The organism is Enterobacter sp. Cy-643, from assembly GCF_011752815.1.
Taxonomy (GTDB): domain Bacteria; phylum Pseudomonadota; class Gammaproteobacteria; order Enterobacterales; family Enterobacteriaceae; genus Cedecea.
The window spans coordinates 85,912-112,209 of sequence record NZ_VWWV01000003.1; the positions used below are offsets into that span (position 1 = coordinate 85,912).

General features: G+C 53.2%; 25 protein-coding genes. 9 read left to right on the forward strand and 16 right to left on the reverse strand.

What is annotated here, in order from left to right; all coding sequences use genetic code 11:
* Window positions 1-91: 91 nt before the first annotated feature.
* Window positions 92-856 (reverse strand): pyruvate dehydrogenase complex transcriptional repressor PdhR, encoded by a 765-nt coding sequence (pdhR, locus tag F3J29_RS13450; protein WP_039290334.1) that lies wholly within the window; start codon window positions 854-856, stop codon window positions 92-94.
* 537 nt (window positions 857-1,393) lie between these two features.
* Between pdhR and aroP the strand changes: the two genes are divergently transcribed.
* Window positions 1,394-2,764, forward strand: a complete 1,371-nt coding sequence (gene aroP / locus F3J29_RS13455; protein ID WP_205246782.1) for an aromatic amino acid transporter AroP — start codon at window positions 1,394-1,396, stop codon at window positions 2,762-2,764.
* A 51-nt stretch (window positions 2,765-2,815) separates the two neighbouring features.
* Here aroP and ampE read toward each other — a convergent pair whose 3' ends face one another.
* Window positions 2,816-3,670 (reverse strand): beta-lactamase regulator AmpE, encoded by an 855-nt coding sequence (ampE, locus tag F3J29_RS13460; RefSeq protein ID WP_166866793.1) that lies wholly within the window; start codon window positions 3,668-3,670, stop codon window positions 2,816-2,818.
* Window positions 3,667-4,230, reverse strand: coding sequence for a 1,6-anhydro-N-acetylmuramyl-L-alanine amidase AmpD (ampD, locus tag F3J29_RS13465; RefSeq protein WP_166866803.1), 564 nt, complete (start codon window positions 4,228-4,230; stop codon window positions 3,667-3,669). Before ampD ends, ampE begins: the two co-directional genes overlap by 4 nt.
* Window positions 4,231-4,313: 83 nt before the next feature.
* Here ampD and nadC point away from each other — a divergent pair, with 83 nt between their 5' ends.
* From nadC to hofC, 4 genes are all read left to right on the forward strand, one after another.
* Entirely contained in the window at window positions 4,314-5,204 is an 891-nt protein-coding gene (gene nadC, locus F3J29_RS13470) for a carboxylating nicotinate-nucleotide diphosphorylase (RefSeq protein WP_166866805.1), read from the forward strand.
* A 185-nt stretch (window positions 5,205-5,389) separates the two neighbouring features.
* A complete protein-coding gene (gene ppdD / locus F3J29_RS13475) occupies window positions 5,390-5,845 on the forward strand; it encodes a prepilin peptidase-dependent pilin (RefSeq protein WP_166866807.1) in 456 nt (151 codons plus the stop codon).
* A complete protein-coding gene (gene gspE / locus F3J29_RS13480; RefSeq protein WP_166866809.1) occupies window positions 5,842-7,221 on the forward strand; it encodes a type II secretion system protein GspE in 1,380 nt (459 codons plus the stop codon). Before ppdD ends, gspE begins: the two co-directional genes overlap by 4 nt.
* Window positions 7,214-8,422, forward strand: a complete 1,209-nt coding sequence (gene hofC / locus F3J29_RS13485; protein WP_166866811.1) for a protein transport protein HofC — start codon at window positions 7,214-7,216, stop codon at window positions 8,420-8,422. The genes gspE and hofC overlap by 8 nt, the downstream gene beginning before the upstream one ends.
* A 29-nt stretch (window positions 8,423-8,451) precedes the next feature.
* Here the strand turns inward: hofC and F3J29_RS13490 are convergent, their stop codons facing one another.
* Entirely contained in the window at window positions 8,452-9,495 is a 1,044-nt protein-coding gene (locus F3J29_RS13490) for a GMP reductase (RefSeq protein WP_166866813.1), read from the reverse strand.
* Window positions 9,496-9,882: 387 nt separating this feature from the next.
* Here F3J29_RS13490 and coaE point away from each other — a divergent pair, with 387 nt between their 5' ends.
* Genes coaE through yacG form a run of 3 tightly spaced genes read left to right on the forward strand, consistent with a single transcriptional unit; the run spans window position 9,883 to window position 11,453 of the window.
* Window positions 9,883-10,503 carry a dephospho-CoA kinase gene (gene coaE / locus F3J29_RS13495; protein ID WP_166866815.1) on the forward strand — a complete coding sequence of 207 codons (621 nt, stop codon included), beginning with the start codon at window positions 9,883-9,885 and terminating at the stop codon, window positions 10,501-10,503.
* Complete coding sequence (gene zapD / locus F3J29_RS13500) at window positions 10,503-11,246, forward strand: cell division protein ZapD (RefSeq protein WP_166867518.1); 744 nt, start codon at window positions 10,503-10,505, stop codon at window positions 11,244-11,246. The genes coaE and zapD overlap by 1 nt, the downstream gene beginning before the upstream one ends.
* 9 nt (window positions 11,247-11,255) lie before the next feature.
* Window positions 11,256-11,453 (forward strand): DNA gyrase inhibitor YacG, encoded by a 198-nt coding sequence (gene yacG / locus F3J29_RS13505; protein WP_166866816.1) that lies wholly within the window; start codon window positions 11,256-11,258, stop codon window positions 11,451-11,453.
* Here yacG and mutT read toward each other — a convergent pair.
* From mutT to secM, 3 genes are all read right to left on the reverse strand, one after another.
* Window positions 11,450-11,839 (reverse strand): 8-oxo-dGTP diphosphatase MutT, encoded by a 390-nt coding sequence (gene mutT / locus F3J29_RS13510; RefSeq protein WP_166866818.1) that lies wholly within the window; start codon window positions 11,837-11,839, stop codon window positions 11,450-11,452. The genes yacG and mutT overlap by 4 nt on opposite strands.
* A gap of 227 nt (window positions 11,840-12,066) precedes the next feature.
* Window positions 12,067-14,772 (reverse strand): preprotein translocase subunit SecA, encoded by a 2,706-nt coding sequence (secA, locus tag F3J29_RS13515; RefSeq protein ID WP_166866820.1) that lies wholly within the window; start codon window positions 14,770-14,772, stop codon window positions 12,067-12,069.
* Window positions 14,773-14,835: 63 nt separating this feature from the next.
* On the reverse strand, window positions 14,836-15,342 hold the full coding sequence (gene secM / locus F3J29_RS13520; protein WP_166866821.1) for a secA translation cis-regulator SecM: 507 nt from the start codon (window positions 15,340-15,342) through the stop codon (window positions 14,836-14,838).
* Window positions 15,343-15,364: 22 nt separating this feature from the next.
* Here secM and F3J29_RS13525 point away from each other — a divergent pair, with 22 nt between their 5' ends.
* Complete coding sequence (locus F3J29_RS13525; protein WP_166866823.1) at window positions 15,365-15,880, forward strand: DUF721 domain-containing protein; 516 nt, start codon at window positions 15,365-15,367, stop codon at window positions 15,878-15,880.
* Between the two features lie 8 nt (window positions 15,881-15,888).
* Here F3J29_RS13525 and lpxC read toward each other — a convergent pair whose 3' ends face one another.
* The 9 genes from lpxC to murD all read right to left on the reverse strand — a co-directional run bounded on the left by lpxC (window position 15,889) and on the right by murD (window position 26,298).
* Entirely contained in the window at window positions 15,889-16,806 is a 918-nt protein-coding gene (gene lpxC / locus F3J29_RS13530; protein ID WP_085541415.1) for a UDP-3-O-acyl-N-acetylglucosamine deacetylase, read from the reverse strand.
* 101 nt (window positions 16,807-16,907) lie between these two features.
* The gene (gene ftsZ / locus F3J29_RS13535) at window positions 16,908-18,059 is read right to left on the reverse strand and encodes a cell division protein FtsZ (protein ID WP_008461800.1); all 1,152 of its coding nucleotides are present in this window, start codon (window positions 18,057-18,059) and stop codon (window positions 16,908-16,910) included.
* A gap of 63 nt (window positions 18,060-18,122) precedes the next feature.
* Entirely contained in the window at window positions 18,123-19,379 is a 1,257-nt protein-coding gene (gene ftsA, locus F3J29_RS13540) for a cell division protein FtsA (protein WP_008461798.1), read from the reverse strand.
* On the reverse strand, window positions 19,376-20,212 hold the full coding sequence (gene ftsQ, locus F3J29_RS13545) for a cell division protein FtsQ (protein WP_166866825.1): 837 nt from the start codon (window positions 20,210-20,212) through the stop codon (window positions 19,376-19,378). The genes ftsA and ftsQ overlap by 4 nt, the downstream gene beginning before the upstream one ends.
* Before the next feature lies 1 nt (window position 20,213).
* Window positions 20,214-21,134: a D-alanine--D-alanine ligase gene (locus tag F3J29_RS13550; RefSeq protein ID WP_166866827.1), complete on the reverse strand. Its 921-nt coding sequence runs from the start codon at window positions 21,132-21,134 to the stop codon at window positions 20,214-20,216.
* Window positions 21,127-22,602 carry a UDP-N-acetylmuramate--L-alanine ligase gene (murC, locus tag F3J29_RS13555; protein WP_166866828.1) on the reverse strand — a complete coding sequence of 492 codons (1,476 nt, stop codon included), beginning with the start codon at window positions 22,600-22,602 and terminating at the stop codon, window positions 21,127-21,129. Before murC ends, F3J29_RS13550 begins: the two co-directional genes overlap by 8 nt.
* A 71-nt stretch (window positions 22,603-22,673) precedes the next feature.
* Window positions 22,674-23,741: an undecaprenyldiphospho-muramoylpentapeptide beta-N-acetylglucosaminyltransferase gene (murG, locus tag F3J29_RS13560; protein ID WP_166866830.1), complete on the reverse strand. Its 1,068-nt coding sequence runs from the start codon at window positions 23,739-23,741 to the stop codon at window positions 22,674-22,676.
* Entirely contained in the window at window positions 23,738-24,982 is a 1,245-nt protein-coding gene (gene ftsW / locus F3J29_RS13565; RefSeq protein WP_045781354.1) for a cell division protein FtsW, read from the reverse strand. Before ftsW ends, murG begins: the two co-directional genes overlap by 4 nt.
* On the reverse strand, window positions 24,982-26,298 hold the full coding sequence (murD, locus tag F3J29_RS13570; protein ID WP_166866833.1) for a UDP-N-acetylmuramoyl-L-alanine--D-glutamate ligase: 1,317 nt from the start codon (window positions 26,296-26,298) through the stop codon (window positions 24,982-24,984). The genes ftsW and murD overlap by 1 nt, the downstream gene beginning before the upstream one ends.

Below are 26,298 nucleotides of genomic sequence, written 5' to 3' on the forward strand. Positions count from 1 at the left end.
TGATTATCTGGAACCTGTCCCATTGTATTTTCGCGAGAAAACACAATAAGACAGGTTCTGTGTTTAGTTGCCGCGCTCTAAAGTTTGGCGCTTAATCCTTACGTTGCTGAAGGAGACGGAGAGAGCGCTCACGACGGCTCTGCTCACGGCTGCGATCCAGCAATATTTCCTCAATAAACGCCAGGTGACGGTGCGACGCTTCTCGCGCCTGCTCCGGCTGGCGAGCCATAATCGCCGCAAAAATGCTGGCGCGATGGCTGCTCACTTGCGCCAACATCTCGCGGCGCGCGTAGAGCAATTCAAAATTCTGGCGAACGTTCTGTTCGAGCATAGGCTCCATGCAGCGCAATAAATGAAGAAGCACAACATTATGCGCGGCTTCGGTTACGGCAATTTGATACTGCATGACGGCATCGGCTTCGGCGTCTAAATCACCGGACTCCTGAGCCTGCTGGATGGCAATATGGCAATCACCAATGCGCGAGAGATCTTCTTCGGTTCCGCGCAGCGCCGCGTAATAGGCGGCAATGCCTTCAAGCGCATGGCGGGTTTCAAGCAGATCAAACTGGGATTCGGGATGGTCTGAGAGCAGTTCGACCAGCGGGTCGCTCAGGCTCTGCCAAAGGCTGTTCTGGACAAAAGTACCGCCGCCCTGGCGACGAAGCAGCAAACCCTTGGCTTCGAGACGCTGGATGGCCTCGCGCAGCGAAGGACGGGAAACATCAAATTGTTTCGCCAGTTCGCGTTCAGGTGGAAGTTTTTCGCCCGGGCGTAGAGTGCCCTCGAGGATGAGAAACTCCAGTTGCTGCTCTATCACATCGGATAATTTTGGTTGGCGGATTTTGCTGTAGGCCATCGTTCCCTATCTCTGCCATTAGCCCGGAGTCAATTGGTAAGACCAATTTCACGTTCGTGAGGCTAAAAGTAACAAAGTATTCACCTTCTGTCCATATTGGTTTTGATTGAAATCATGAAAGCAGGCACATTTTAACAATAACAAAAGAAGGGATTTTCAAAACCATAACCTGGGCACTAACTTGCGTTTACCCACAAAGCGGTAAGTTAACGTTTATGAAACGATATATTTTTCAAAAACAACCGAGAGACGCGGTGAACGTATGTCATTTTTATGACGAAAAACGGCAGCTCAAGAAGTATTCCGGACTCACATTGCCCTCCTCCCTTTTTTACAAATGGTTTCTTTTTGCCCAACTCGTCAGAGCAGTGGCAGAAAGCAGGTGCAAAGGCATGCGCTTAACATTATTCTTTGCAATGCGGTAGCCCTATCCGCAAAATTCATAATTGATAACCGTAAAAAAAAGACTACACATTACGGAATACAACAATTACATCCGCGTCAATGTAGCGCAGACATTAACCACTACGAGGTTACATGATGGAAGGTCAACAGCACGGCGACACGCTGAAGCGCGGTCTTAAAAACCGCCACATTCAGCTTATCGCGCTGGGTGGAGCTATCGGGACGGGCCTGTTTCTGGGCAGCGCATCCGTCATTCAGTCCGCAGGTCCGGCAATTATTCTCGGCTATGCTATCGCCGGGTTTATCGCATTTTTAATTATGCGCCAGCTGGGTGAAATGGTCGTTGAAGAACCGGTAGCCGGCTCATTCAGCCATTTTGCTTACAAGTACTGGGGGGGTTTTGCGGGATTCGCTTCAGGCTGGAACTACTGGGTACTCTATGTCCTGGTCGCCATGGCTGAACTGACGGCCGTCGGCAAATACATCCAGTTCTGGTGGCCGGAGATCCCAACCTGGGCTACGGCGGCGGTGTTCTTCGTTGCTATCAACGCTATCAATTTAACTAACGTTAAAGTCTTTGGTGAGATGGAGTTTTGGTTCGCTATCATCAAAGTAGTGGCGGTTATCGCCATGATTCTGTTCGGCGGCTGGTTACTCTTTAGCGGCAACGGTGGCCCACAGGCGTCCGTCAGCAACCTCTGGGATCAGGGTGGCTTCCTGCCGCACGGCATCACCGGGCTGGTAATGATGATGGCTATCATTATGTTCTCCTTCGGCGGGCTTGAGCTGGTCGGTATTACCGCCGCTGAAGCAGACAACCCGGAAGTGAGCATTCCAAAAGCGACCAACCAGGTTATCTACCGTATTCTGATTTTCTATGTGGGTTCGCTGGCGATTCTGCTGTCCCTGCTGCCGTGGACGCGCGTGACCGCTGACACCAGCCCGTTCGTGCTGATCTTCCATGAGCTGGGCGACACTTTCGTGGCCAACGCCCTGAATATTGTGGTGCTGACCGCCGCCCTGTCGGTTTACAACAGCTGCGTTTACTGCAATAGCCGTATGCTGTTTGGCCTGGCACAGCAGGGGAACGCGCCGAAGATGCTGAAAAGCGTCGATAAGCGCGGTGTACCGGTGAACACGATTCTGGTTTCCGCAGGCTTTACCGCCCTTTGCGTGCTGATTAACTACCTGGCACCGGAATCCGCTTTCGGCCTGCTGATGGCGCTGGTTGTCTCCGCCCTGGTGATCAACTGGGCGATGATCAGCCTGGCGCACATGAAGTTCCGTCGTGCCAAGCTGCAGCAAGGGGTTAAAACCCGCTTCCCTGCCTTGTTCTATCCGCTGGGTAACTGGGTCTGCCTGCTGTTTATGGTTGGCGTGTTGGTCATCATGCTGATAACGCCAGGCATGGCCATCTCGGTGTATCTGATCCCAGTGTGGATTGCGATTCTGGGCGTTGGTTATTTCCTGAAGCAGAAAAACCTGAAGGCCGTTAAAGCCTGATAAACAAAACGCCCCGCAAATGCGGGGCGTTTTGTTACAAGCCTTCCGATGCTAAACCAAAGTACCGTAAATCGTCAGTAACGCCACCACGACCACAATCACTAATGAAACCTTCTTCGCCAGCGATACCGCAGCTTTCGGCGTTTTCACCTTATCCTGGTGAGGTTCTCTCGCCAGCGAGTACTGTGCCAGCTGCGTCAGAACCTGGTACTGAGAGGTATGTCTGTCGGCAAGGGAGGCAAACCAGGCCGGAAGCGCTCGCTCACCGTGCCCTAACAGGGCATAAGCGACACCAACCAAACGCACAGGCACCCAGTCAAGAATATGCAAAACGCCGTCAATCCCCGAAAGCAAGCGCTCGTGCGGCGTATGGTGTCTGGCCAGCCACGTTTGCCATGCGCGCAGGAAAGCATACCCTGCGAGCGTAACCGGCCCCCAGACTCCACCCACCACGAACCAAAACAGTGGGGCAAGATAGAAACGAAAGTTAATCCACAGCAGTGCGTTTTGTAGCTCGCGTAGATATTCACGTTCACTGCACTCAGGCGGAACACCATGAATCAATGTAAGCTCTGCGGCCATTGCATCACGGGCATGTTCATCGTCATGGCTGGCAGCTTTAAGATACGAATGGTAATGCAGCCTGACCTGCCCTGCCCCGATGCACAGCACGCCCAGCGCAATCCAGAACACCAGCAGCGGAACGTTGAACAGTAACCCATCTAAAGCACGGAGAATCAGGAAAACCACGGCCATAAATGCCGCGGTCATTAGCAACGTTCTTAACAGAGAAAAATGCTTAACCCGTCCAAACAAAACTTCAAGACGGTGATCTAACTGCCAGTGCTCGCCCATTTTGAACAATCGCTCGCCCATCAGGACTAACAGCAGGGTAAACAGGGTCATGTACTCTCCTTGTCAGTTGCCTCTTCAACCGCGCCCAAAAAGCGCGGCCAGTCAAACGAAGGGCCAGGGTCGGTCTTCCGACCGGGCGCTATATCGCTGTGGCCCGTGATGTTTTTCGCCATATCAGGATAGTGTTGAATCAGTAAGTTAGCTAAGGCTGTGAGTTGTTCATATTGAGCGTCGGTGTAAGCCAGCGTATCGGTACCTTCCAGCTCAATACCGATAGAAAAGTCGTTGCACTTCTCTCTGCCCTGATAGCTTGAGACGCCCGCATGCCAGGCTCGTTTATCAAAAGGCACGTACTGAACAATTTCACCGTTCCGGCGAATCAGACAATGTGCCGACACGCGCAAATGCGAAATACCGGCAAAGTAAGGATGCGCTGCAGGATCGAGCGTTCCGGCAAATAACGCATCAATCCATGGGCCACCGAACTCCCCCGGCGGCAAACTGATATTGTGCACCACCAGCAACGAGGGATTTTCCTCTTCCGGTCGGCCGTCACAATGCGGGGATGGCAGATGTTTTACCCCCACCAGCCAGCCTTCTTTAAGCTGCATGAGAGGTTCTCCTTAGAGTGGTACTTGAAGTCGCTTCAGAGTAGCATGAAACAATATTAACTTATTCATTCCGGAGTTTAATCATGCCGCCCCGCCGTTATAACCCTGACCGCCGACGTGACGAGCTGCTCGAACGAATTACCCTCGATATCCCTCTCGCCGTAGCTCAGGCGCTGCGGGAAGATCTGGGCGGTGAAGTCGACCCAAACAACGACATTACGGCACAGCTATTGCCCCCAGAAAGCACGTCTCATGCGGTTGTTATCACCCGTGAAAATGGCATTTTTTGCGGTAAACGCTGGGTAGAAGAAGTCTTTATTCAGCTTGGCGGAGACGTGACGGTGACCTGGCATGTTGAAGATGGCGCTGAAGTAACGATCAATCAGCCACTTTTTGAGCTTAATGGCCCGGCTCGTATTCTCTTGACCGGAGAAAGAACGGCGTTGAACTTCGTGCAAACGCTCTCAGGCGTAGCCAGCGAAGTTCACAGTTATGTGGCGCTGCTTGAGGGCACTAAAACGCAGTTGCTGGATACCCGCAAAACGCTCCCGGGCCTGCGCACCGCGCTGAAATATGCCGTGCTTTGTGGCGGCGGCAGTAACCATCGTCTCGGCCTTTCAGATGCTTTCCTTATCAAAGAAAATCACATTATTGCTTCCGGCTCCATCCGTCAGGCAGTGGAGAAAGCATTCTGGATGCACCCGGACGTGCCGGTAGAAGTGGAAGTTGAGTCACTGGATGAATTGGGTCAGGCGCTAAAAGCTGGGGCTGATATCATCATGCTGGACAACTTTACCGTGGAGCAAATGCGTGAGGCCGTGGCACTTACCCAAGGGAAAGCTCGCTTAGAAGTCTCCGGCAACGTAACCAAAGAGACGCTCAGAACATTCGCTGATACGGGCGTGGACTACATCTCCGTAGGCGCTCTCACTAAGCACATACGCGCCCTCGACTTGTCTATGCGCTTCCGCTAACGCAGCACCGCGGCGGACCAGTCAGTACTGTGTCCGCTTTTTTGCGTACTGACTTCCATTTTGATTGTCGATACGCACAACGGCGTTAACTAACGCGGAAGGCATTCCCCAAATACCCGTTTCCCTGTTCGCTATTCCTTAACCTGTTCAGCACAGTGTTGCTCTCTCAACAAAAGGAGCGACAAGTGAACAAGCAAAAAGGATTTACGCTAATTGAGCTCATGGTGGTGATAGGCATCATCGCCATTCTTAGCGCCATCGGTATTCCAGGATATCAAAACTACCTTCGCAAAGCAGCCTTGACCGATATGCTGCAAACCTTCCTGCCCTATCGTACCGCCGTCGAGCTTTGTGCCATCGAGCGCGGGGGGATCTCCGGTTGCAATGCCGGCAGTAACGGCATCGCTGAAACCAAAACAACGCGTTATATCAGCGCGATGAGCGTTGCCAGCGGGATTGTGACACTCAACGGCCAGGAATCCCTGAACGGGCTGGCGGTAACGTTCACCCCTCAGTGGAGCGATGCTAACGGCGTAACCGGCTGGGCAAGAGTCTGTAATGCTGAAAACGGATCGCCGCTGAAACAAGCCTGTGAAGATGTATTCCGTTTTAACGAAACGCAAGCGGGGACTGGCAAATGAGTACAAAAGAACAGCTCAACGCCCTTTGCCAGCATTACAACGCCGTACTGATAGAGGAAACACCTGGCGCGGTACGAATTGCCGTTGCTGAAGCCCCAAACGAGCAAATGTACGAAGCGCTCCGTTTTCTTTGCGATAAACACATTGATGTAGAGATCTGGCCTATTGAACGGCTGGAGAAATGGCAAACGCTGGAGCCCTCTCAACCTTTGGAGCACGATCGCAGCAGTTCGGTGGTCGCACTCTTGAATACAACGCTTGCCGCCGCCGTTCAGCAGCGTGCATCCGATATCCATTTTGAGCCCTTCGAAAATGCCTATCGAATTCGGCTGCGCATTGATGGCGTACTGCAATGCCAACCGCTACTGCCCCAGGCAATGGCAGCCCCAGTGACTGCAAGGCTCAAAATTCTGGCTAACCTGGATATCGCTGAAAAGCGATTGCCGCAGGACGGACAAATGGACTACCTCACCGAGGACGTGAAAGCGTCATTTCGCGTCTCGACGCTGCCCTGCCGATACGGAGAGAAGGTCGTTTTACGGCTTCTTCAGCAGGGTAAACAACATATGGACATTCACTCCCTGGGCATGTCAGAGGATGAAACCAAAAAACTTGAGCAATCGCTCCAGGCCCCGCAGGGCATGATTCTGGTAACCGGTCCGACGGGTAGCGGAAAAACCATTACGCTGTACAGCGCCCTGACGGCGCTTAACCAACCTGGCATTAACGTCTGCAGCGTAGAAGATCCAATAGAAATTCCTCAGGAAGGACTGAATCAGACGCAGATAAACCCGAAGGCGGGTCTCACCTTTCAGCACGTCCTGCGCGCATTACTGAGGCAGGATCCAGACATCATTATGGTCGGTGAGATCAGGGATGGAGAAACCGCAGAAATTGCCATCAAGGCGGCCCAGACCGGGCACCTGGTTTTATCGACGCTGCATACCAATTCCACCGTTGAAACGCTTGTCCGCCTTGAGCAAATGGCCATTCCTCGCTGGATGATCGCGTCTGCTGTAAATATTATCGTGGCTCAAAGACTGGTGAGAAAACTTTGCCCTCACTGTAAAGCGCATCACGAACCCGCCATAACATTACCTGGACACATTTGGCCTTCCGCACTGCCCAATTGGCGTGCGACAGGATGTGAGCGTTGCTATGGAGGGTATTATGGGCGAACAGCGCTATTTGAAATCCTGCCGCTATCCGCTGATTTAAGGCAAGTCATCACGCAAGGCGAACCCGCAAGTAAAATTGAAAAGCTCGCCAGAGAGCAAGGAATGAGTACGCTTTTCGAGAGTGGCTGCGCTGCCGTAGCACAAGGCCATACGACGCTGGAGGAGGTTTACCGTGTGTTAGGTGTGCCACATGCCTAAACCTCTGCTCTGGCGCTGGGAAGCCATAGATAATGAAGGCCAGCTCAAGAGAGGTGAATTGCTTACCAGCGAGCGAGCCTTGCTTGAAGCGGAGCTTGCTCAGCAGCAGCTCCAGCTCATTTCCGCTAAAAAATCATCTTTATCGGGCCAATCCTGTTGGCATATTCAGTACAAAATTGACGTTGTCAGGCAGCTTGCAGCGCTACTTCATGCAGGCATTGCTTTGACTGACTCTCTGTTGCTCATAGCCCGCCAGCATCCAAAACCTGCATGGTCGGCATTATTACAACACATCGAGCGGCAGGTAGCGCAGGGTATACCGTTTTCCGAAGCGCTTAAGCAATGGCCCAGTATCTTCCCTCCCCTTTTTATTGCCTTGCTGCATACTGGAGAGCTAACGGGAAGGCTTGCGGAGTGCTGCCAGCGGCTGGCCGAACAACAAGAACAACAATACCAACTCAGCAAAAAGGTCGTGAAAGCCCTGCGTTATCCGCTTTTTATTTTGATTGTTGCGCTGCTGGTAACCACAGGCATGGTTGGGTTTGTTCTGCCCGAGTTTGCCAATATCTATCGTTCTTTTAACGCGCCTTTGCCCGCCATTACCCAAGCCGTTATGAGTCTTTCAGAGTGGGCAACGTCTCAAGGGGGATGGTGGGTTTTAACCGCAGTGTTCTTCGCTGTTATCGGTTGGTGGCTTCGTCGTACCCAGCCCGGCATTCGGGAAAAAGAACAATTACTGCTGTTAAAAATACCGGTCATTGCACCCTTGAGGCAGGGCCAGTTGCTCAGCCAGATATTTACCGTGTTAACGCTGTCTCAGCATTCTGGCGTTCCTCTGCTAGAAGGGCTTGATGCGGTTAAAAAAACGCTGACCCAGACTTTCTGGCAACGGCAAATTGCTGATGTACACGATCGGGTTTCCGAAGGAAAGCCCCTATGGCAGGCGCTGGAGCAGTCGGGGTATTTCACACCACTTTGCCAACAGCTGGTTCGCATTGGTGAAGAATCGGGTTCTCTGGATCTTATGCTTGAGCGGCTGGCGCGCTGGCATTATGAGAAAACGCAGGAACTGGCTGAAAATCTTGCCGCCACGCTGGAGCCGGTCATGATGCTGGTCATTGGCTTAATCATTGGCACGCTGGTGATAGCCATGTATCTGCCTATTTTCCAGATGGGGGATGCCATGAGCGGAGGAGGATGACGCAGCCTGAACTGCGTCATTGATGCTCATCAGAGGCTATTGAAAACGCGGTTTTCCTGTTCCGCTACGCGGATGAAAGTCGTGCGTTTGGTCAGCTCTTTAAGGCGAGAAGCACCTACATAAGTACATGCAGAACGCAGGCCGCCAAGGATATCGCGAGCGGTATTTTCCACCGGCCCGCGCAGAGGCAGCTTAACAGTTTTGCCTTCTGCAGCGCGGTACTGCGCAACACCGCCTACGTGGCGGGTCATGGCAGACTCGGAACTCATGCCGTAGAACAGCATAAACTTCTCACCATCCTGTTCGACAACGGTACCGCCGCTTTCTTCGTGTCCAGCCAGCATACCGCCCAGCATAACGAAGTCGGCGCCGCCGCCGAAGGCCTTGGCCACGTCGCCCGGCATAGTGCAACCGCCATCGCTAACGATTTGGCCGCCCAGGCCATGTGCCGCATCGGCACATTCAATGACGGCGGAAAGCTGAGGATAGCCCACGCCGGTTTTAACGCGCGTGGTACATACAGAGCCAGGGCCAATGCCCACTTTCACGATATCGGCCCCGGACAGAATCAATTCTTCACACATTTCACCGGTAACCACGTTACCCGCACAGATAACTTTATCAGGCCATGCTTCACGGGCTTTGCTGACGAACTGAGTGAAGTGCTCAGAGTAGCCGTTTGCCACGTCGATACAGATAAATTTCAGCGCAGGAGTCAGAGCCAGAATCTGCCTGGTTTTGGCAAAATCTGCATCAGAAGTACCGGTTGAGACCATGATATGGCGCAGCAGGCTTTCAGGCACGGAACGAATAAAGTTGCTCCACTCTTCTACCGAGTAGTGTTTGTGTACAGCGGTAAGAATATCGAATGAGGCCAGCGCCTGCGCCATCGCGAAAGTGCCAACAGTGTCCATATTTGCAGCAATAATAGGGACGCCAGACCACGTGATGCCGGAATGCTTGAATGTGAATTGACGTTCCAGCTCAACGTCTGAACGGCTTTTGAGGGTGGAGCGTTTTGGGCGGATTAAAACGTCTTTAAAACCTAACTTCAAATCTTCTTCAATACGCATGATGCAGATCCCTGGGTCGAATGGCGATGAACGCGATTGGCGGCAGGCTCTTCATTACTCAAGACAGAGAACAACGGCAGGCCCGGAACCCAGATATACAGAAATCAGACACTGGGGTGAGCAAGCACGGTAAACGTACCTGTGGCTTAAAGTAAAACGAGCAAGCAACAGCCAACTCCAGTGACGCTATCATACGCAGTAATAATGACTCCGCAAGACTGCGAAAACCGACTTTTTTACGCTACAATCGTTTAAATTTACCTGGTAAACGGTAAAAAGCCCGAAGACGGCGAATACCTGATTTTTATATGATGCAAATTCATTTAAAAACGCGCTGCTGAAGACTTTTTATATTATTGATAAATATAGCATCAGGATCGGTTATCTATGGTTTACACGGTTGCACTAACGGGCGGCATTGGCAGCGGTAAAAGTACTGTCGCCGAAGCCTTTTCCCGCGCTGGAGTCGCCGTCATTGATGCAGATGTGATTGCCCGTCAGGTTGTTGAACCCGGCCAACGTGCGTTAGCTCTCATTTCTCAACATTTTGGCCCTGAGATCCTTCTGGAAGATGGTTCTTTAAACCGTCGGGCATTGAGAGAAACGATTTTCAGCTCCCCGCAGCAAAAGCAATGGGTTAATAACCTGCTGCATCCCATCATCCAGCAGCGAACCCGTGATGAAATTGCCCGCGCTACCTCACCTTATGTGCTGTGGGTAGTCCCGCTGCTGATAGAAAACAATCTGCAACAAAAGGCGGACCGGATTTTAGTGGTGGATGTTTCCCCCGAGACCCAGATTGCGCGTACTATGCTGCGGGATAATGTTTCCCGCGAGCACGCACAGCAGATTCTGGATGCTCAGGCGTCCCGCGAAGCTCGTCTCGCCGCAGCAGATGATGTAATTAATAATGACGGCAGCCCCCAGGACGTTGTCGTGCATGTTGACCGCCTGCATAGCCAGTACCTGAAACTGGCTAGTCTGGCCGCACAACAGGAAGCAGAATGATGAACACTCAAGTTCTTTTCGAACACCCATTGAATGAGAAAATGCGCACGTGGCTGCGTATTGAGTTTTTGATCCAACAGATGCAGTCAGCACTTCCAGTTAATGACAGCGCAAAGGCGCTGCATTTTTTTCGTAACGTCGGTGACTTACTGGATGTGTTTGAAAGGGGCGAAATTCGTACCGATATTCTCAAAGAGATAGGCCGTCAGCAGCGTAAACTGCTCAGCTGGTCAGAAGTCCCTGGGGTGGATATGCAGCGCATCGACTCGCTGCGAAGCCAATTGGAGACCTGCGGCAGCGTATTAATGGCCGCACCGCGTATTGGGCAGATACTGCGAGAAGATCGCCTTATTGCGCTGGTACGCCAGCGCCTTAGCATCCCAGGCGGTTGCTGTAGTTTCGACCTGCCGACGCTACATATTTGGCTTTATCTGCCGCAGGAACAACGCGATGTTCAGGTTAATTTTTGGCTAAACAGTCTCGAACCGGTAAAACAGTCACTCGACCTTCTGTTGGACATCATCCGCAATTCTGCGCCATTCCGGAAACAAACCAGCCTCAATGGGTTCTATCAGGATAACGGCGACGATGCCGACTTGCTTCGCCTGCATCTCACTCTCGGAGACCAGCTTTATCCGCAAATTTCCGGCCACAAAAGCCGCTTTGCGATTCGGTTTATGCCGCTGGATTCAGAAAATGGCCAGGTGCCTGAACGTCTGGACTTTGAGCTTGCCTGCTGCTAAGGAAAAAACATGAACGAAGAAACCATCGTTAATTGTCCTGGCTGCGGCAAAGCGGTTATCTGGAACGAAAGTAGTCCATACAGACCATTTTGCAGCAAGCGCTGCCAGCTTATTGATTTGGGCGAGTGGGCCGCTGAGGAAAAACGAATTCCGAGCAGCGGCGATCTTTCTGAAAGCGATGACTGGAGCGAAGAGCAGGCACGCTAAGCGTTTAGCAGCTTTAAAATGACGGGCTCATTGGCTGGCGGAAACTCGTCAGCGATGAGCTCTCCTTGAGCAACCCAACGTCCTGGCTGCCCTTCTTTGCCCCAGGGTTCTCCTGCCCAGCTCTCGATCAGGTAAAACCACAGGGAAATATGACGATCCGGGAACTGATATTCAAGGGTTTCAAACAGTTGTGGCTTCTGCGCCACAATACCGGTTTCTTCCTGTAGTTCACGAATAACGGCCTGTTCCGGGGACTCACCGACCTCAATCTTACCACCGGGAAATTCCCATTTATTCGCCATATGCGCATCGGCTGCGCGCTGCGTGATAAAAATTTCACCCTGCTGATTACGAATGATTCCGACGGCGATTTGTAGTTGTTTCATATTCTCACACTCCATGCGTAAAAAAGGCGCAGCAAGCTGCGCCTTTGTGGTTGCTGACAGAGAGGGGAAAAAGCGTGGTTTTTCCCCTCTCTGTGGTTATCAGCCGAAAATCAATGAATTGATTTTCCTTTGTTTTTAACAAACTTTCTGATGTTTCTTCTTTCGCCGAAGGTGTGTCTACAGTCTGGAAGGCGCAGAAAGCTGCGCCTTTTCGATTTTGTCAGACCTTAGCTCAGGCGGCCATGGCACTGTTTGTATTTTTTACCGGAGCCGCAAGGGCAAGGATCGTTTCGACCCACTTTACGATCGCCAGTTTCTGCTGCCAGCGCCTGTGCGGCCTGAGTTTCATCATCCACATGACTAAGCTGCTGCAAACGTGCCAGACGCTCGGCTTCTTCACGACGCTGTTGCTCCATCGCTTCAACTTCTTCCGGCAGGCGGACCTGGACTTTGCTCAGGGTGCTGATCACTTCATATTTCAGTGACTCCAGCATCGCGGCAAACATGGAGAAGGACTCACGCTTGTATTCCTGCTTCGGATCTTTCTGCGCATAACCGCGCAGGTGGATCCCCTGACGCAGGTAATCCATTGCGGCCAGATGCTCTTTCCACAGCGAATCCAGCGTTTGCAGCATCACGCCTTTTTCGAAGTGACGCATCATTTCCGCACCCACGACTTCTTCTTTACGCTGATAAAGCTCAATCGCCGTCTGCAGAATACGCTCACGCAGCGTTTCTTCGTGCAGCTCAGGTTCTTTGTCCAGCCATTCTTTGATCGGCATTTCGAGATCAAAGTCGTTTTTCAGACGCTCTTCCAGACCTTCTACATCCCACATTTCTTCCAGAGACTGAGGCGGAATATGCGCATCGATGGTGACTTTGAAGACGTCTTCACGAATGCTGGCGATGGTTTCGCTCACGTCGGTAACGTCGAGCAGCTCATTACGCTGGGTATAAATCGCCCGGCGCTGATCGTTCGCAACGTCATCGTATTCCAGCAGCTGTTTACGAATATCAAAGTTACGGCTTTCAACTTTACGCTGTGCGTTGGCAATCGCCTTGGTCACCCACGGGTGTTCAATCGCCTCTCCCGGCTTCATGCCCAGTTTACGCATCATGTTGGATACGCGATCTGAGGCAAAGATACGCATCAGGGCATCTTCCATCGACAGGTAGAAGCGGGAAGAACCGGCATCGCCCTGACGGCCAGAACGGCCACGCAGCTGGTTATCGATACGGCGGGACTCATGACGCTCAGTACCGATAATGTGCAGACCGCCGGAAGCCAGTACCGCATCGTGGCGAACCTTCCAGTCCGCTTTGATCTGAGCAATTTGCTCTGGCGTTGGCTCATCCAGCTCAGCAATCTCTTCCTGCCAGCTCCCGCCCAGCACGATATCCGTACCACGACCCGCCATGTTAGTCGCGATAGTTACCGCGGCTGGGTAACCCGCCTGAGCAACGATAGCCGCTTCGTTGGCGTGGAACTTAGCGTTCAGAACATTGTGTTTGATACCGGCCTTGGTCAACTCATTGGAAACCACTTCAGATTTCTCAATGGAGATGGTCCCGACCAGAACGGGCTGGCCGTTAGCGGTACGTTCTTTAATGTCTTCGATAATCGCACCGATTTTATCCAGTTCGGTCATGTAGACCAGATCCGGCATATCTTTACGGATCATTGGGCGGTTGGTCGGCACAACAATGGTATCAAGCTTATAAATGGAGCTAAATTCAAACGCTTCGGTGTCTGCAGTACCGGTCATCCCTGCCAGCTTCTCGTAAAGACGGAAGTAGTTCTGGAAGGTGATAGACGCCAGCGTCTGGTTTTCATTCTGAATCTCGACGCCTTCTTTCGCTTCTACGGCCTGGTGAAGACCATCTGACCAACGACGCCCCTGCATGGTACGACCCGTGTGTTCATCAACGATAATGACTTCGCCATCTTTCACGATGTAGTCAACGTCGCGGGTGAACAGCGCATGGGCACGCAGCGCCGCCGTTACGTGATGCATCAGCATAATATTGGCAGGAGAGTATAGTGACTCGCCTTCTTCCATCATGCCTTCTTGTACCAAAAGCTCCTCAATCAGCACCAGACCGCGTTCGGTCAGGTTAACCTGGCGAGATTTTTCATCCACGGAGAAGTGGCCTTCACCCTGGAAGGTGTCGGAGTCTTCTTTTTCCTGGCGCAGCAGGTGTGGAATGATTTTGTTCACGCGCTTGTACAGTTCAGAGCTGTCTTCGGCCGGGCCGGAGATGATCAGCGGCGTACGCGCTTCATCGATCAGGATGGAGTCAACCTCATCAACCAGCGCATAGTGAAGCTTGCGCTGCACGCGCTCTTCCGGGCTGAAAGCCATGTTATCGCGGAGGTAGTCGAAACCGTATTCGTTGTTGGTACCATAAGTGATGTCTGCTGCATAAGCTTCACGCTTAGCCGGCGCCGGCATGCCAGGCAGGTTAATACCGACGCTCAGACCCAGATATTCAAACAGAGGACGGTTGTTTTCGGCATCACGCTGGGCCAGGTAGTCGTTCACGGTAACAACGTGTACACCTTTACCGCTCAGGGCGTTCAGGTATGCAGGCAGCGTTGCGGTCAGGGTTTTACCTTCACCAGTACGCATTTCCGCGATGCAGCGATCGTTCAGGACCATGCCGCCCAGCAGCTGTACGTCGAAGTGGCGCATCCCGAAGACGCGCTTACTTGCTTCACGCACGACGGCGAACGCTTCCGGGATCAGATTTTCCAGCACTTCACCTTTTTCCAGGCGCGCGCGGAATTCGCCGGTTTTAGCCTTCAGCTCATCATCAGTGAGCTTTTCCATCTGTGGTTCCATGCTGTTGATCACGGAAACAACTTTGCGCATACGGCGCAATGTACGATCGTTACGACTACCGAAAACTTTAGTTAATAATTTGATTAGCATAATAAATTCTCAAACGCCTGCCGTCAGTACGGTCAATAAATTGTTGTTAGTTTGGAAGATGAATTAGCTGAGGCAAAGCGGGCCTGCGCGGATGCCCTGTACCTGACGGATCCACAGCACGGTACTGAAAACGTCTCCCACAGGAGATGCTCTAAACGCAGTCTGGCGAACAATAACGGGAGGTTTACTTTCCTGCGTTAACAGCGCGCTAAGCGTGTCCAACAGGGCAAGGTGCTGTGCCTGAAGCGGCACATTTTCCTGAGCCACAGGCAAAGCCTGAGGTGCCATAGCAAAGGAAAGATGACGGATAACGGTGCGGATTGCATGCTGGTGCCAATAGTCCACACTAAAAGAAGGACGGCGAGTACTTTCTTGTAGCTGAACCAAGCTATCGAAACGCAACTGGCGCGCCGAATCGTGGCGGCTGGCGGAAGCTTCAGCGGGCACGCCGGTCTCTGTGTTACCGTTGAGCGCAGGCATGCCAAAACTCGCCGCGACCATCCCCAACAGGAGATGCGGCCAGAAATAACGTCTGCCAAATTGTCGCCAACGATTTAGAATACCAATCACTTTTTCCGCCGGAGCTTAATGTATGCGCGACAGTCGCCCGCAATCTTTAGAAAATCTGTTTGACGAAGCCGGTCAGGAAAGCATGTTGCAGAACGTACAGCAACGTGCCGTCGCTCTGCTGCGTCTTAACCGGGCAGTGAAAGGCATTTTGCCTGCTCCACTGCATCCGTGGTGCCGGGTGGCCAACTTCCGCCAGGGCATTCTCGTCCTTGAAACCGCAAATGCCAGCTGGCTGATGCGCTTACGCTATGAACAAGCCACGCTGCTGAGTGCATTACGCGCCCAAATCTTACCATCATTGACATCAATCGACATCAGGATTAATCCTTCGCTGGCGGTAAAAGGGCAGGAATTTGTTCAAGAAAACACCACTCAGACAGGGACTGAGAAATACGAAGTGAATCGCCAGCTAAGCAAGCAGAGTGCGGAAGCGTTGAGAGAGGTGGCCAAACGTAGCCCGGAGAAATTAAGAGCAACAATAGAACGACTGGCTTCACTGGCCGGAGAGGGTACCAGCAAAACCAGTCGTAATCGCTAATTCAGGCGTTACGCCAGCACCAGTTTAGGTGCTTTAAACGCCAGCGGAAGTTCGGCTTCGTCTTCGAAGGTCGCCCATTCCCAGGCTTCCTGCTTAGCCAAAACAGCCTGCAGCAGTTTGTTGTTCAGGGCATGACCAGACTTATAGGCGGTGAACGCGCCAATAATGTTGTGGCCACACATGAACAGATCGCCGATCGCATCCAGCATTTTGTGACGAACGAATTCATCTTCAAAACGCAGACCGTCTTCGTTCAATACGCGATAATCGTCAACAACGATGGCACAATCGAAGCTGCCGCCCAGGCACAGACCACGGGACTGCAGATATTCGATATCACGCATAAAACCGAAGGTACGCGCACGGCTAATCTGACGCATGAATGCTTCAGCAGAGAAGTTCATGGTATAGCGCTGGGTACTTGCATCAATCGCCGGATGGTTAAAGTCGATGGTAAAATCCAACGAGAAACCATTAAACGGTGACATTTCAGCCCATTTATCGCCATCTTCCACACGAACCGTCTCTTTCAGACGTATAAATTTCTTGGCCGAGTTCAGTTCATCGATCCCTGCGTCAAGCAGCAGATAAACAAACGGCGCCGCACTGCCGTCCATGATAGGGATTTCTGGCGCATCGACTTCAACAATAATGTTGTCGATACCCAGCCCTGCCAGGGCAGCGTTGAGGTGCTCTACGGTAGAAATCCGTACATCATGCTCGTTTACCAGACAAGTACAGAGCATGGTATCCCGCACGGATTTGGCATCAGCCGGAAAATCTACCGGAGGATTCAAGTCGGTGCGACGATAGATGACCCCGGTATTTGCCGGCGCAGGGCGCAGCGTCAGCGTGACTTTCTTGCCGGTATGCAAACCGACGCCAGTCGCCTGAACGATACGTTTAAGTGTCCTTTGTTTGATCATCGTATAATCCCGCCAAATTACTAAGCTAGCCGAGAGTGTATATCACTAACGGCAGGCCAGTTTAGCACAAAGAGCGAATATTCCCAACTTCCGGTTTATTCTTAATCAGCTTGCTTACGCAGGAACGCTGGAATATCCAGATAATCAGGCTCTTTTGCCGTCTGTGGTGTATTGTCGTTAACCACTTTAGCGGCCGGTTTTTGTTCTTGCGTCAGCGGAGCCATACCGTGCTGCTGGTAGCGATCCATCACCGGCTGCTGTACCTGCTTGTTGGTCACCAGAGTTATCTCTGGACGCTTATCCATGCCAATACCGGTAGCCACAACGGTAACACGCAGTTCGTCGTTCATCTCTGGATCCAGAGAGGTACCGATAACCACGGTTGCATTGTCAGACGCGAACGCACGAATGGTGTTACCCACGGTTTCAAACTCGTCAAGACGCAGGTCGAAGCCAGCGGTAATGTTAACCAGCACGCCGCGCGCACCGGACAGGTCGATATCTTCCAGCAGCGGGCTGGAGATAGCCATTTCAGCCGCTTCTTCAGCACGGTCTTCGCCGCTCGCAACGCCTGAGCCCATCATGGCGTAGCCCATTTCGGACATCACTGTACGCACGTCCGCGAAGTCAACGTTCATCAGGCCAGGGCGAGTAATCAGCTCGGCAATACCCTGCACCGCACCTTTGAGTACGTCGTTTGCTGCACCAAATGCGTCCAGCAGAGAAATGCCACGGCCCAGCACTTTCAGCAGCTTGTCATTCGGAATAGTGATCAAGGAGTCAACATGCTTAGACAGTTCGGCGATACCCTGCTCCGCGAATGCCATACGCTTCTTGCCTTCAAAGTTGAAAGGCTTAGTCACGACGGCAACGGTCAGGATACCCAAATCTTTAGCTACTTCAGCAACAACAGGAGCAGCACCCGTACCGGTACCACCGCCCATACCTGCTGCGATGAACACCATGTCTGCCCCGTCCAGCGCAGCGCGTAAAGCTTCGCGGTCTTCTTCCGCAGCGTTACGGCCCACTTCTGGATTTGCGCCCGCGCCCAGGCCTTTAGTGATCCCATTACCGATCTGGATCGTCTGGCCTACAGCGGTTTTACGCAGTGCCTGAGCGTCAGTGTTAACCGCAAAGAATTCAACGCCTTCGATGCGTTCACGCACCATGTGTTCAACGGCGTTACCGCCGCCGCCACCGACGCCGATGACTTTAATCACCGCGTCGTTGGTCAGTTCCATAGGTTCAAACATAGTTTCTCTCCGTTTTGTGCCTGTCGCCTGAGACCGCTAATTGTCTCCGGTCTCTTATAAAAATTAAAATTCTTTTCTCAGCCAGCTATTCAGTCGCTTAAACCATGAGCCGACGGAGGTCCTTTTTTCCACTTCTGCTTCACCACTGAGATGTGACTCTTTCCCGTAGTGCAGCAACCCTACTGCGGTCGAGTAATACGACTCCTGGGCATAATCAGTAAGGCCAGTAATATTCAACGGCTGGCCGATACGCACCTGCGTATGGAACACACGCTGAGCACAGGCTGCCAGGCCTTCAATTTGTGCCGCGCCGCCGGTTAACACAATCCCCGCCGCCAGGTGATGTTTAACACCCTGCTGGCGAAGCTGTTCCTGTAACTGCAAAATCTCTTCGTTGACCAGGTTGAGCAGCTCGGTGTAACGAGGCTCAATCACTTCCGCCAGCGTCTGACGCTGAAGGCTGCGCGGAGGGCGTCCGCCAACGCTCGGAACTTCAACGTTCTCGTCTTTACCGACGATAGACCCCAGTGCACAACCATGGCGAACTTTAATCGCTTCTGCATCGCTCGGTGGTGTCCCGAAGGCATAGGCAATATCGCTGGTAACCACGTTCCCAGCATAAGGGATAACTTTGGTGTGGCGCAGCGCGCCGCCGGTATACACCGCCATATCCATGGTACCACCGCCGATGTCCACAACACAGACGCCCAGCTCTCGTTCATCTTCGGTCAGTACCGCATAGCTTGCGGCCAGACCGGCAAAAATTAATTGGTCAACTTTCAAACCACAACGTTCAACCGCTTTAACGATGTTTTTTGCCATATCGTTATGGCAGGTAATCAGATGCACTTTCGCCTGCATACGGACACCGGACAGGCCTACCGGATTTTTGATCCCTTCCTGGTAATCAATAGCGTATTCCTGTGGAATCACATGCAGAACGCGGTGTTCATCGCGAACACGCACTGATTTTGCCGTATGCACCACATTTTCAACATCTTCCTGCGTCACTTCCTCTTCCGAAATCGGCACCATGCCTATCTCGTTTTGGCAGCTGATATGCTTGCCGGACAGCGCCAGGTAAACTGAAGATATCTGGCAGTCTGCCATCAATTCAGCCTGGTCAATCGCCCGTTGAACGCATTTAACCACCGACTCGAGGTCGTTTACTCCGCCTTTGTCCATACCACGCGAAGGGCAACTGCCCACGCCAATAATATTGACCATACCGTCGGGCAGAACTTCCCCTACTAAAGCGGCAACCTTCGCGGTGCCAATCTCCAGTCCAACTACCAGTTTTCTGTCCGTCGCCTTGATCATTGTTGTTCTGCCTGTGCCTGATTCTGTTGCTGATTCGGATTAGGTACCGGAGGAGGAAGTGCCTCCCAACCTACCGCGGCGCCTGAATCGTATCGCAGGTCGACATAACTGATCCGTTTGTTATCAGCCTGCGCCTGCTGCTGCAGAACCGGGTACAGTTCTACAAAACGATCCAGACGTTTCATCGTGTCGCCCCGGCCAAGGTTGAGCTTAATTCCGTTATTCAGCGTCAACTGCCAGGAGCGGCGAGCGGTCATAGCCGCTTGTTTCAACGTAAATTTATCCTTAGCCAGCACCACGCCCATGTCACGGAAACCTTGCAGAACTTCGTTTTCGCTGCCTTCCGGGCCGGAAAGCATCGGCAAAGTCTGCTTGCTGGTGCGCTCTGCTGGTACGCTGAAGGAATTTCCCTCGGCGTCAACCATATGCTGGTCATTCCAGCGTGCTATCGGCACATATTCAACCAGATGAATCTTCAATTCGTCCGGCCACTGCTTTCTAACGCTTGCCTGCTTGATCCACGGCAAGCGCTCTATCTGCTGTTGGATGATATTCACATCCTGGGTCATAAAAGTACCCGGAGGTCCCAGGGCCAGAATAGACTGGCGTATATCATCATTGCGTGTGTAGTGCCGCTCCCCGGTCACCACCAGCCTGGAGAGTGGTAAACGCTGGGCGTCTTCCATCCAGCCCACCACAATCCAACCGCCAATAAACACGCTCAACAGTACCGCACACAGGAAAATCATCCCTGCCAGACGGGATCCGTTGCTACGCCGGGAGCTGGCATTTTCCTCGGCACGATTACGCGCATTCAGTGCAGCCTGCGACATATCAGTCCGCCAGTTCCAAAATACGTACAACCAGTTGTGAGAAGCTCATTCCCGCCTGGCGAGCCGCCATCGGCACCAGGCTGTGGCTGGTCATCCCCGGAGAAGTGTTCACTTCTAACAGGTAAAACTGACCATCGCTATCCAGCATCACATCGACACGGCCCCAGCCGCTACAGCCGAGAATCTGCCAGGCCTGCAGAACTAATGCCTGCAATTCCTGTTCTCTTTGCTCAATTAATCCACCGGGGCAGAAATATTGAGTTTCATCAGAGAGATACTTCGCTTCATAATCATAGAAGGTTCCAGCGGGTTGGATGCGAATAGACGGTAAAATTTCCTCACCTAAAATCGCAACCGTATACTCTGGACCACTCAACCATTTTTCAATCAACACTTCTTCGTCATGCTCAAAGGCCAGTTCAAGCGCAGCTGGCAGCGCATCTGCGCTGTCCACCTTAGACATGCCTACGCTGGAACCTTCCCGGCTCGGCTTGACGATAACCGGCAAACCTAAAGCAGCAACACGCTCAACCCACGCAGCACTCAAGCCCGCAGCGAAATCCTGACGATGAACGGCAACCCACGGCGCAACCGGTAAACCTGCACCCTGCCACAACAGTTTGCTGCGCAGCTTATCCATAGTGATCGCTGATGCCATCACGCCGCTGCCGGTATAAGGCAGTTGAAGAAACTCCAACAACCCTTGCAAAGTGCCGTCTTCACCACCGCGACCATGCAGGGCGATAAAAACCTTGTCAAAGCCCTGAGCCTTTAGCTCAAGTACAGACTCGCTTTGTGGATCAAAAGCATGTGCATCAATACCCGCTTCTTTTAATCCCGCCAGCACCGCGCTGCCGGATTGCAGAGAAACCTCGCGCTCGGCAGAGGTTCCTCCGAGAAGAACGGCGATCTTATCAGCCATGACGCCCTTCCTCTTTAGTTTGAGGCTGCAATTTGATTTCAGCCAGATTTCGGGCGATTTTGCCGATATTCCCGGCACCTTGAACGAGAATCAAATCATTTCCCGTCAAAACAGGGGCCAGAATTTCCGCCACTTCCGCATGGTCAGAAACCAAAATAGGGTCAACTTTGCCACGACCGCGAATGGTGCGGCATAAAGAGCGACTGTCGGCCCCCGGAATTGGCGCCTCGCCGGCAGGATAGACTTCCAGCATCACCAGAGAGTCAACCTGGGACAGCACCCCAGCAAAGTCATCATACAAATCACGCGTACGCGTATAGCGATGCGGCTGGAAAACCATCACCAGATTTTTATCCGGCCAGCCTGCGCGCGCCGCCTTAATGGTGGCATCCACTTCCGTTGGGTGGTGACCATAGTCATCCACGAGCATAGCCGTGCCCGCTTTACCATTTACCGGAGCCAGAGGATATTCGCCCAGGAAATCGAAGCGACGCCCCGTCCCCTGGAAGCTTTCGAGCGCACGCAAAATAGCGTCGTCTTCGATGCCCTCTTCCGTCGCAACGGCAACTGCAGCCGCCGCATTCAGCGCGTTATGGCGGCCCGGTGCGTTCAACACCACATGCATCTCAGGCTTGTCCTGGCGCACAATGGTGAAAAAGCCCTGAGCGCCTTTTTGCTGATAATTTTCAACGCGTACATCCGCGTCGTCGCTAAAGCCATATGTGGTGATTTGACGCCCCACACGCGGCAGAAGCTCGCGAATCACCGGATCGTCTACGCACATCACCGCACGTCCATAAAATGGCAAGTTGTGCAGGAAATTAATAAACGTCTGTTTTAAATTTTCGAAGTCGCCCTGGTAAGTATCCATGTGGTCGGCTTCGATATTGGTCACAATTGAGACCATCGGCTGCAGGTGCAGGAACGAAGCATCGCTTTCGTCAGCCTCTGCAATCAGGTAGCGGCTGTTGCCCAGACGAGCATGGACGCCGGCGGCTTTCACCAGACCACCATTTACAAACGTTGGATCCAGGCCAGCTTCGGCATAAATGCTCGATACCATTGCCGTTGTCGTGGTTTTGCCATGCGTACCCGCGATCGCAATACCGTGCCGGAAACGCATCAGCTCAGCCAGCATTTCAGCACGACGGATGACCGGAATACGCGCTTCATGGGCGGCAACAATTTCCGGGTTATCCGCAGAAATCGCCGTAGAAACAACAACCACGCTTGCATCGCGCACGTTTTCCGGGCGATGGTTGAAATAAATCGTGGCACCCAGTGCCGACAACTGCTGCGTGACCGGATTCGGTGCCAGATCGGAACCACTAATCTGGTAGCCTTCGTTAGCCAATACTTCAGCAATACCGCCCATACCGGCGCCGCCGATGCCAACAAAGTGAATGTGCCGGACGCGACGCATCTCGGGCACAATTGAACGCAGTTTCGCCAGTTGTTGTGTATTCATTCTCTAAACCTGCAGGCGGCATGCCGCCATTACATCAAAATTTACGGGGGGCAATTTGCCACCCACAAGTATTACTTGCGCGCTGCGGCGCTGACTTCGTTTGCTACACGTTCAGTTGCATCAGGAATGGAGGCAGCGCGCGCATGCTCGGCCATTGCCAGCAGCGTTGCTCTGTCCCACCCGGCCAGGGTACGGGTAACGGCATCCACGGTAAACTGCGGCTGCTCCAGTATTTTCGCGGCGCCTGCCTTTTCCAGCGGCAGCGCATTCCAGTACTGCTGCCGATCTTTGTGCTGGAACGGAACGAACAAGGCTGGTAACCCTGCAGCCGCGATTTCACTCACGGTTAATGCCCCGGAGCGACAAACCACAACATCAGCCCATTCGTAGGCTGCTGCCATATCATCAATAAACTCGGTGACCTTGTGCTGAGGCTGCCCCGCTTCAGCGTAAGCCTGCTGCACAACTGCCTGGCCGCCTTTTCCGGTTTGGTGCCAGACAGTCACGGAGTCACCTAAACGCCCCGCGACCTGCGGCATGGTTTGGTTCAACACTCGAGCGCCCTGAGATCCGCCGACAACCAGCACGCGAACCGGGCCTTCTCTTCCGGCAAAACGCACTTGCGGCAGCGGTAAAGCAAGCACATCTGTCCGCACCGGATTGCCAACAACGTCCGCTTCAGGGAATGCGCCGGGAAAGGCTTGCATTACCTTGGTGGCGATCTTTGCCAACCATTTATTCGTCAGACCGGCAATGCCGTTCTGCTCATGCAAGACAACCGGAATGCCAAGAGACCAGGCAGCCAGGCCACCTGGTCCGGAAACATACCCGCCCATGCCCAGCACAACATCCGGCTTCCACGCTTTCATGATGGCGCGAGCCTGGCGCCAGGCATTAAAAATACGCACAGGCGCCATCAGCAGGGCCTTTAGGCCCTTGCCGCGCAGGCCAGAAATACGGATAAAGTCGATTTCAATCCCGTTTTTCGGCACCAGATCGGCTTCCATACGGTCCGCAGTACCAAGCCAGCGAATGTCCCATCCTTCCGCCTGAAGGTGATGAGCAACGGCCAGACCTGGGAAAACATGCCCACCGGTACCGCCCGCCATCACCATCAACCGCTTCGCTTTGCCCGTCATTTGGCGCTCCGTGTAAACGCCTGAGCCTTAGCCAGACGCGTTTCATAATCTATTCTCAACAACAGCATGATTGCCGTGGACATAATCAGCAGGCTGGAACCGCCGTAACTGATAAGCGGCAGCGTCAGGCCTTTCGTGGGCAACATCCCCGCCGCAGCGCCAACGTTAACCAGCGCCTGGAAGCTAAACCAGATCCCGATAGAACACGCCAGGAAACCGGAGAAACGCTGATCCAATTCCAGCGCGCGCTTGCCGATGGACATCGCGCGAAAAGCGACGAAGAATACCATCAAAAGTGCAAGCACCACACCGATATATCCCAGCTCCTCACCGATGATCGAGAAGATAAAGTCAGTGTGCGCTTCGGGTAGATATTCCAGCTTCTGAACCGAATTCCCCAGCCCTTGTCCCCACAATTCACCGCGCCCAAAAGCCATCAGTGATTGCGTTAGCTGGTAGCCGCTGCCGAACGGATCTTCCCACGGGTTCCAGAACGACGTTACGCGGCGAATACGGTAAGGCTCGGCAAGGATCAGCAGGATAACCGCCGAGATCCCCATCCCGATGATCGCGATAAACTGCCACAGTTTTGCTCCTGCAAGGAACAGCATCGCCAGCGTGGTGACAAACAGCACCACCACGGTGCCCAAGTCAGGCTGAGCCAGCAGCAGGACGGCCATAACCAGAATCACGCCCATAGGCTTCAGGAAGCCGCGCAGGTTATTTCGAACCTCATCAACCTTGCGCACAAGGTAGTTTGCGAGATAACAGAACAGCGACAGCTTGGAAAACTCCGCGGGCTGAATACGCAGCGGGCCGAAAGCAATCCAGCGCGATGCCCCGTTAACGGAGCTGCCTACGACCAGTACAATCAGCAGCATCACGATCGAAGCCAGCAGCATAGCCGTGCTGTGGCGCTGCCAGAAATCCATCGGCAAACGCAGCGTCACCATCGCCAGCACAAACGCGACGATGATGTATAACCCGTCTCGTTTAGCAAACAGGAACGGATCGTTTGCCAGTCGCTGGCCGACCGGCATTGACGCCGAAGTAACCATAATAAAACCAATCGCGGCCAAGCCGAAGGTCAGCCACAGCAGCGTACGGTCGTACAGCACCATGCTGTTGGCGTCGGCCTCACGGGAGCCCATTACCCACCCTTTTAGCGCCGAGGCGACCCAGGCCAGGATACCAAACCCTGGAATGCGGGGAACGCGAAGGCGAGGGAGAGATAAACGCATCAGCCGAGCTCCTTCGCAAATTGAGTAAACATATCACCGCGCTGTTCGAAGTTTTTGAACTGATCGAGACTTGCGCAGGCTGGGGAAAGCAGCACCATATCACCCGCTGCCACGCGACCAGCGACAAGCTTCATCGCCTGCTCCATGGTTTCTGTCCGCTCGGCAATATCCGGGCGTAACTCGGCCAGCTCAGCACCGTCGCGACCAAAACAGTACAGGCGCACATGGTCGCCCTGCAGGTAGCGAGCTAAAGGTGAGAAGTCGGCAGACTTACCGTCGCCGCCTAACAGCAGATGCAGCGTGCCCTCAACATGCAGGCCATTTAGCGCGGCTTCTGTGCTCCCTACGTTGGTGGCTTTAGAGTCGTTAATCCAGCGAACGCCATTACGTTCCCAGGCCAGCTGGAAGCGATGAGCCAGGCCAGTATAGGTGGTCAGCGCCTTCAGACTGCTGGAACGAGGCAGATTCACTGCATCCGCCAGCGCCAGCGCAGCCAGCGCGTTGGTGTAGTTATGCTGCCCCACCAGTTTCATTTCTTTGGTGTTGAGGATTTTCTCCCCTTTCACCCGCAGCCAGGTGTCACCCTGCTGACGATTAAGGTGATAATCGCCAACGTCCACACCAAAACTGATACAACGCTCGTCCGCGCCGCGTACGGGCATCGTCAGCGCATCATCTGCGTTGACCACGCAGACTTTAGCGTTTTCATAGATGCTCAGTTTTGCCGCGCGATATTGCTGCATCCCAAACGGATAGCGATCCATATGATCTTCAGTCACATTCAGAACCGTCGCCGCCGCAGCCTTCAGACTGTGGGTGGTTTCCAGCTGGAAGCTGGAAAGCTCCAGGACATAAAGCTCGCAGCCTTTGTCCAGCAGCATCAACGCCGGCAGGCCAATATTTCCACCCACGCCCACGTTCACACCCGCTGCTTTCGCCATCTCTCCCACCAGGGTGGTCACGGTACTTTTACCGTTAGAGCCAGTGATCGCGACAATCGGGGCCTGGGCTTCACGGCAAAATAGCTCAATGTCACCGATTATCTCGATCCCGGCATCCGCCGCCGCGCTCAAGGCGGGAGTAGCAAGGGCCACGCCAGGGCTGGCAATAATCAAATCCGCCGCCAGCAGCCAGTCCTCATTCAGCGAACCGGTATGGCGATCAACATTCTCAGGCAGCTTATCAAGACCAGGAGGTGAGATACGGGAGTCCATTACGCGTGGCGTTATGCCGCGCGCGATAAAGAAATCCACGCAGGACAGACCTGTCAGGCCCAGTCCAATGATGACAACATTTTTACCCTGGTAATCTGCCAT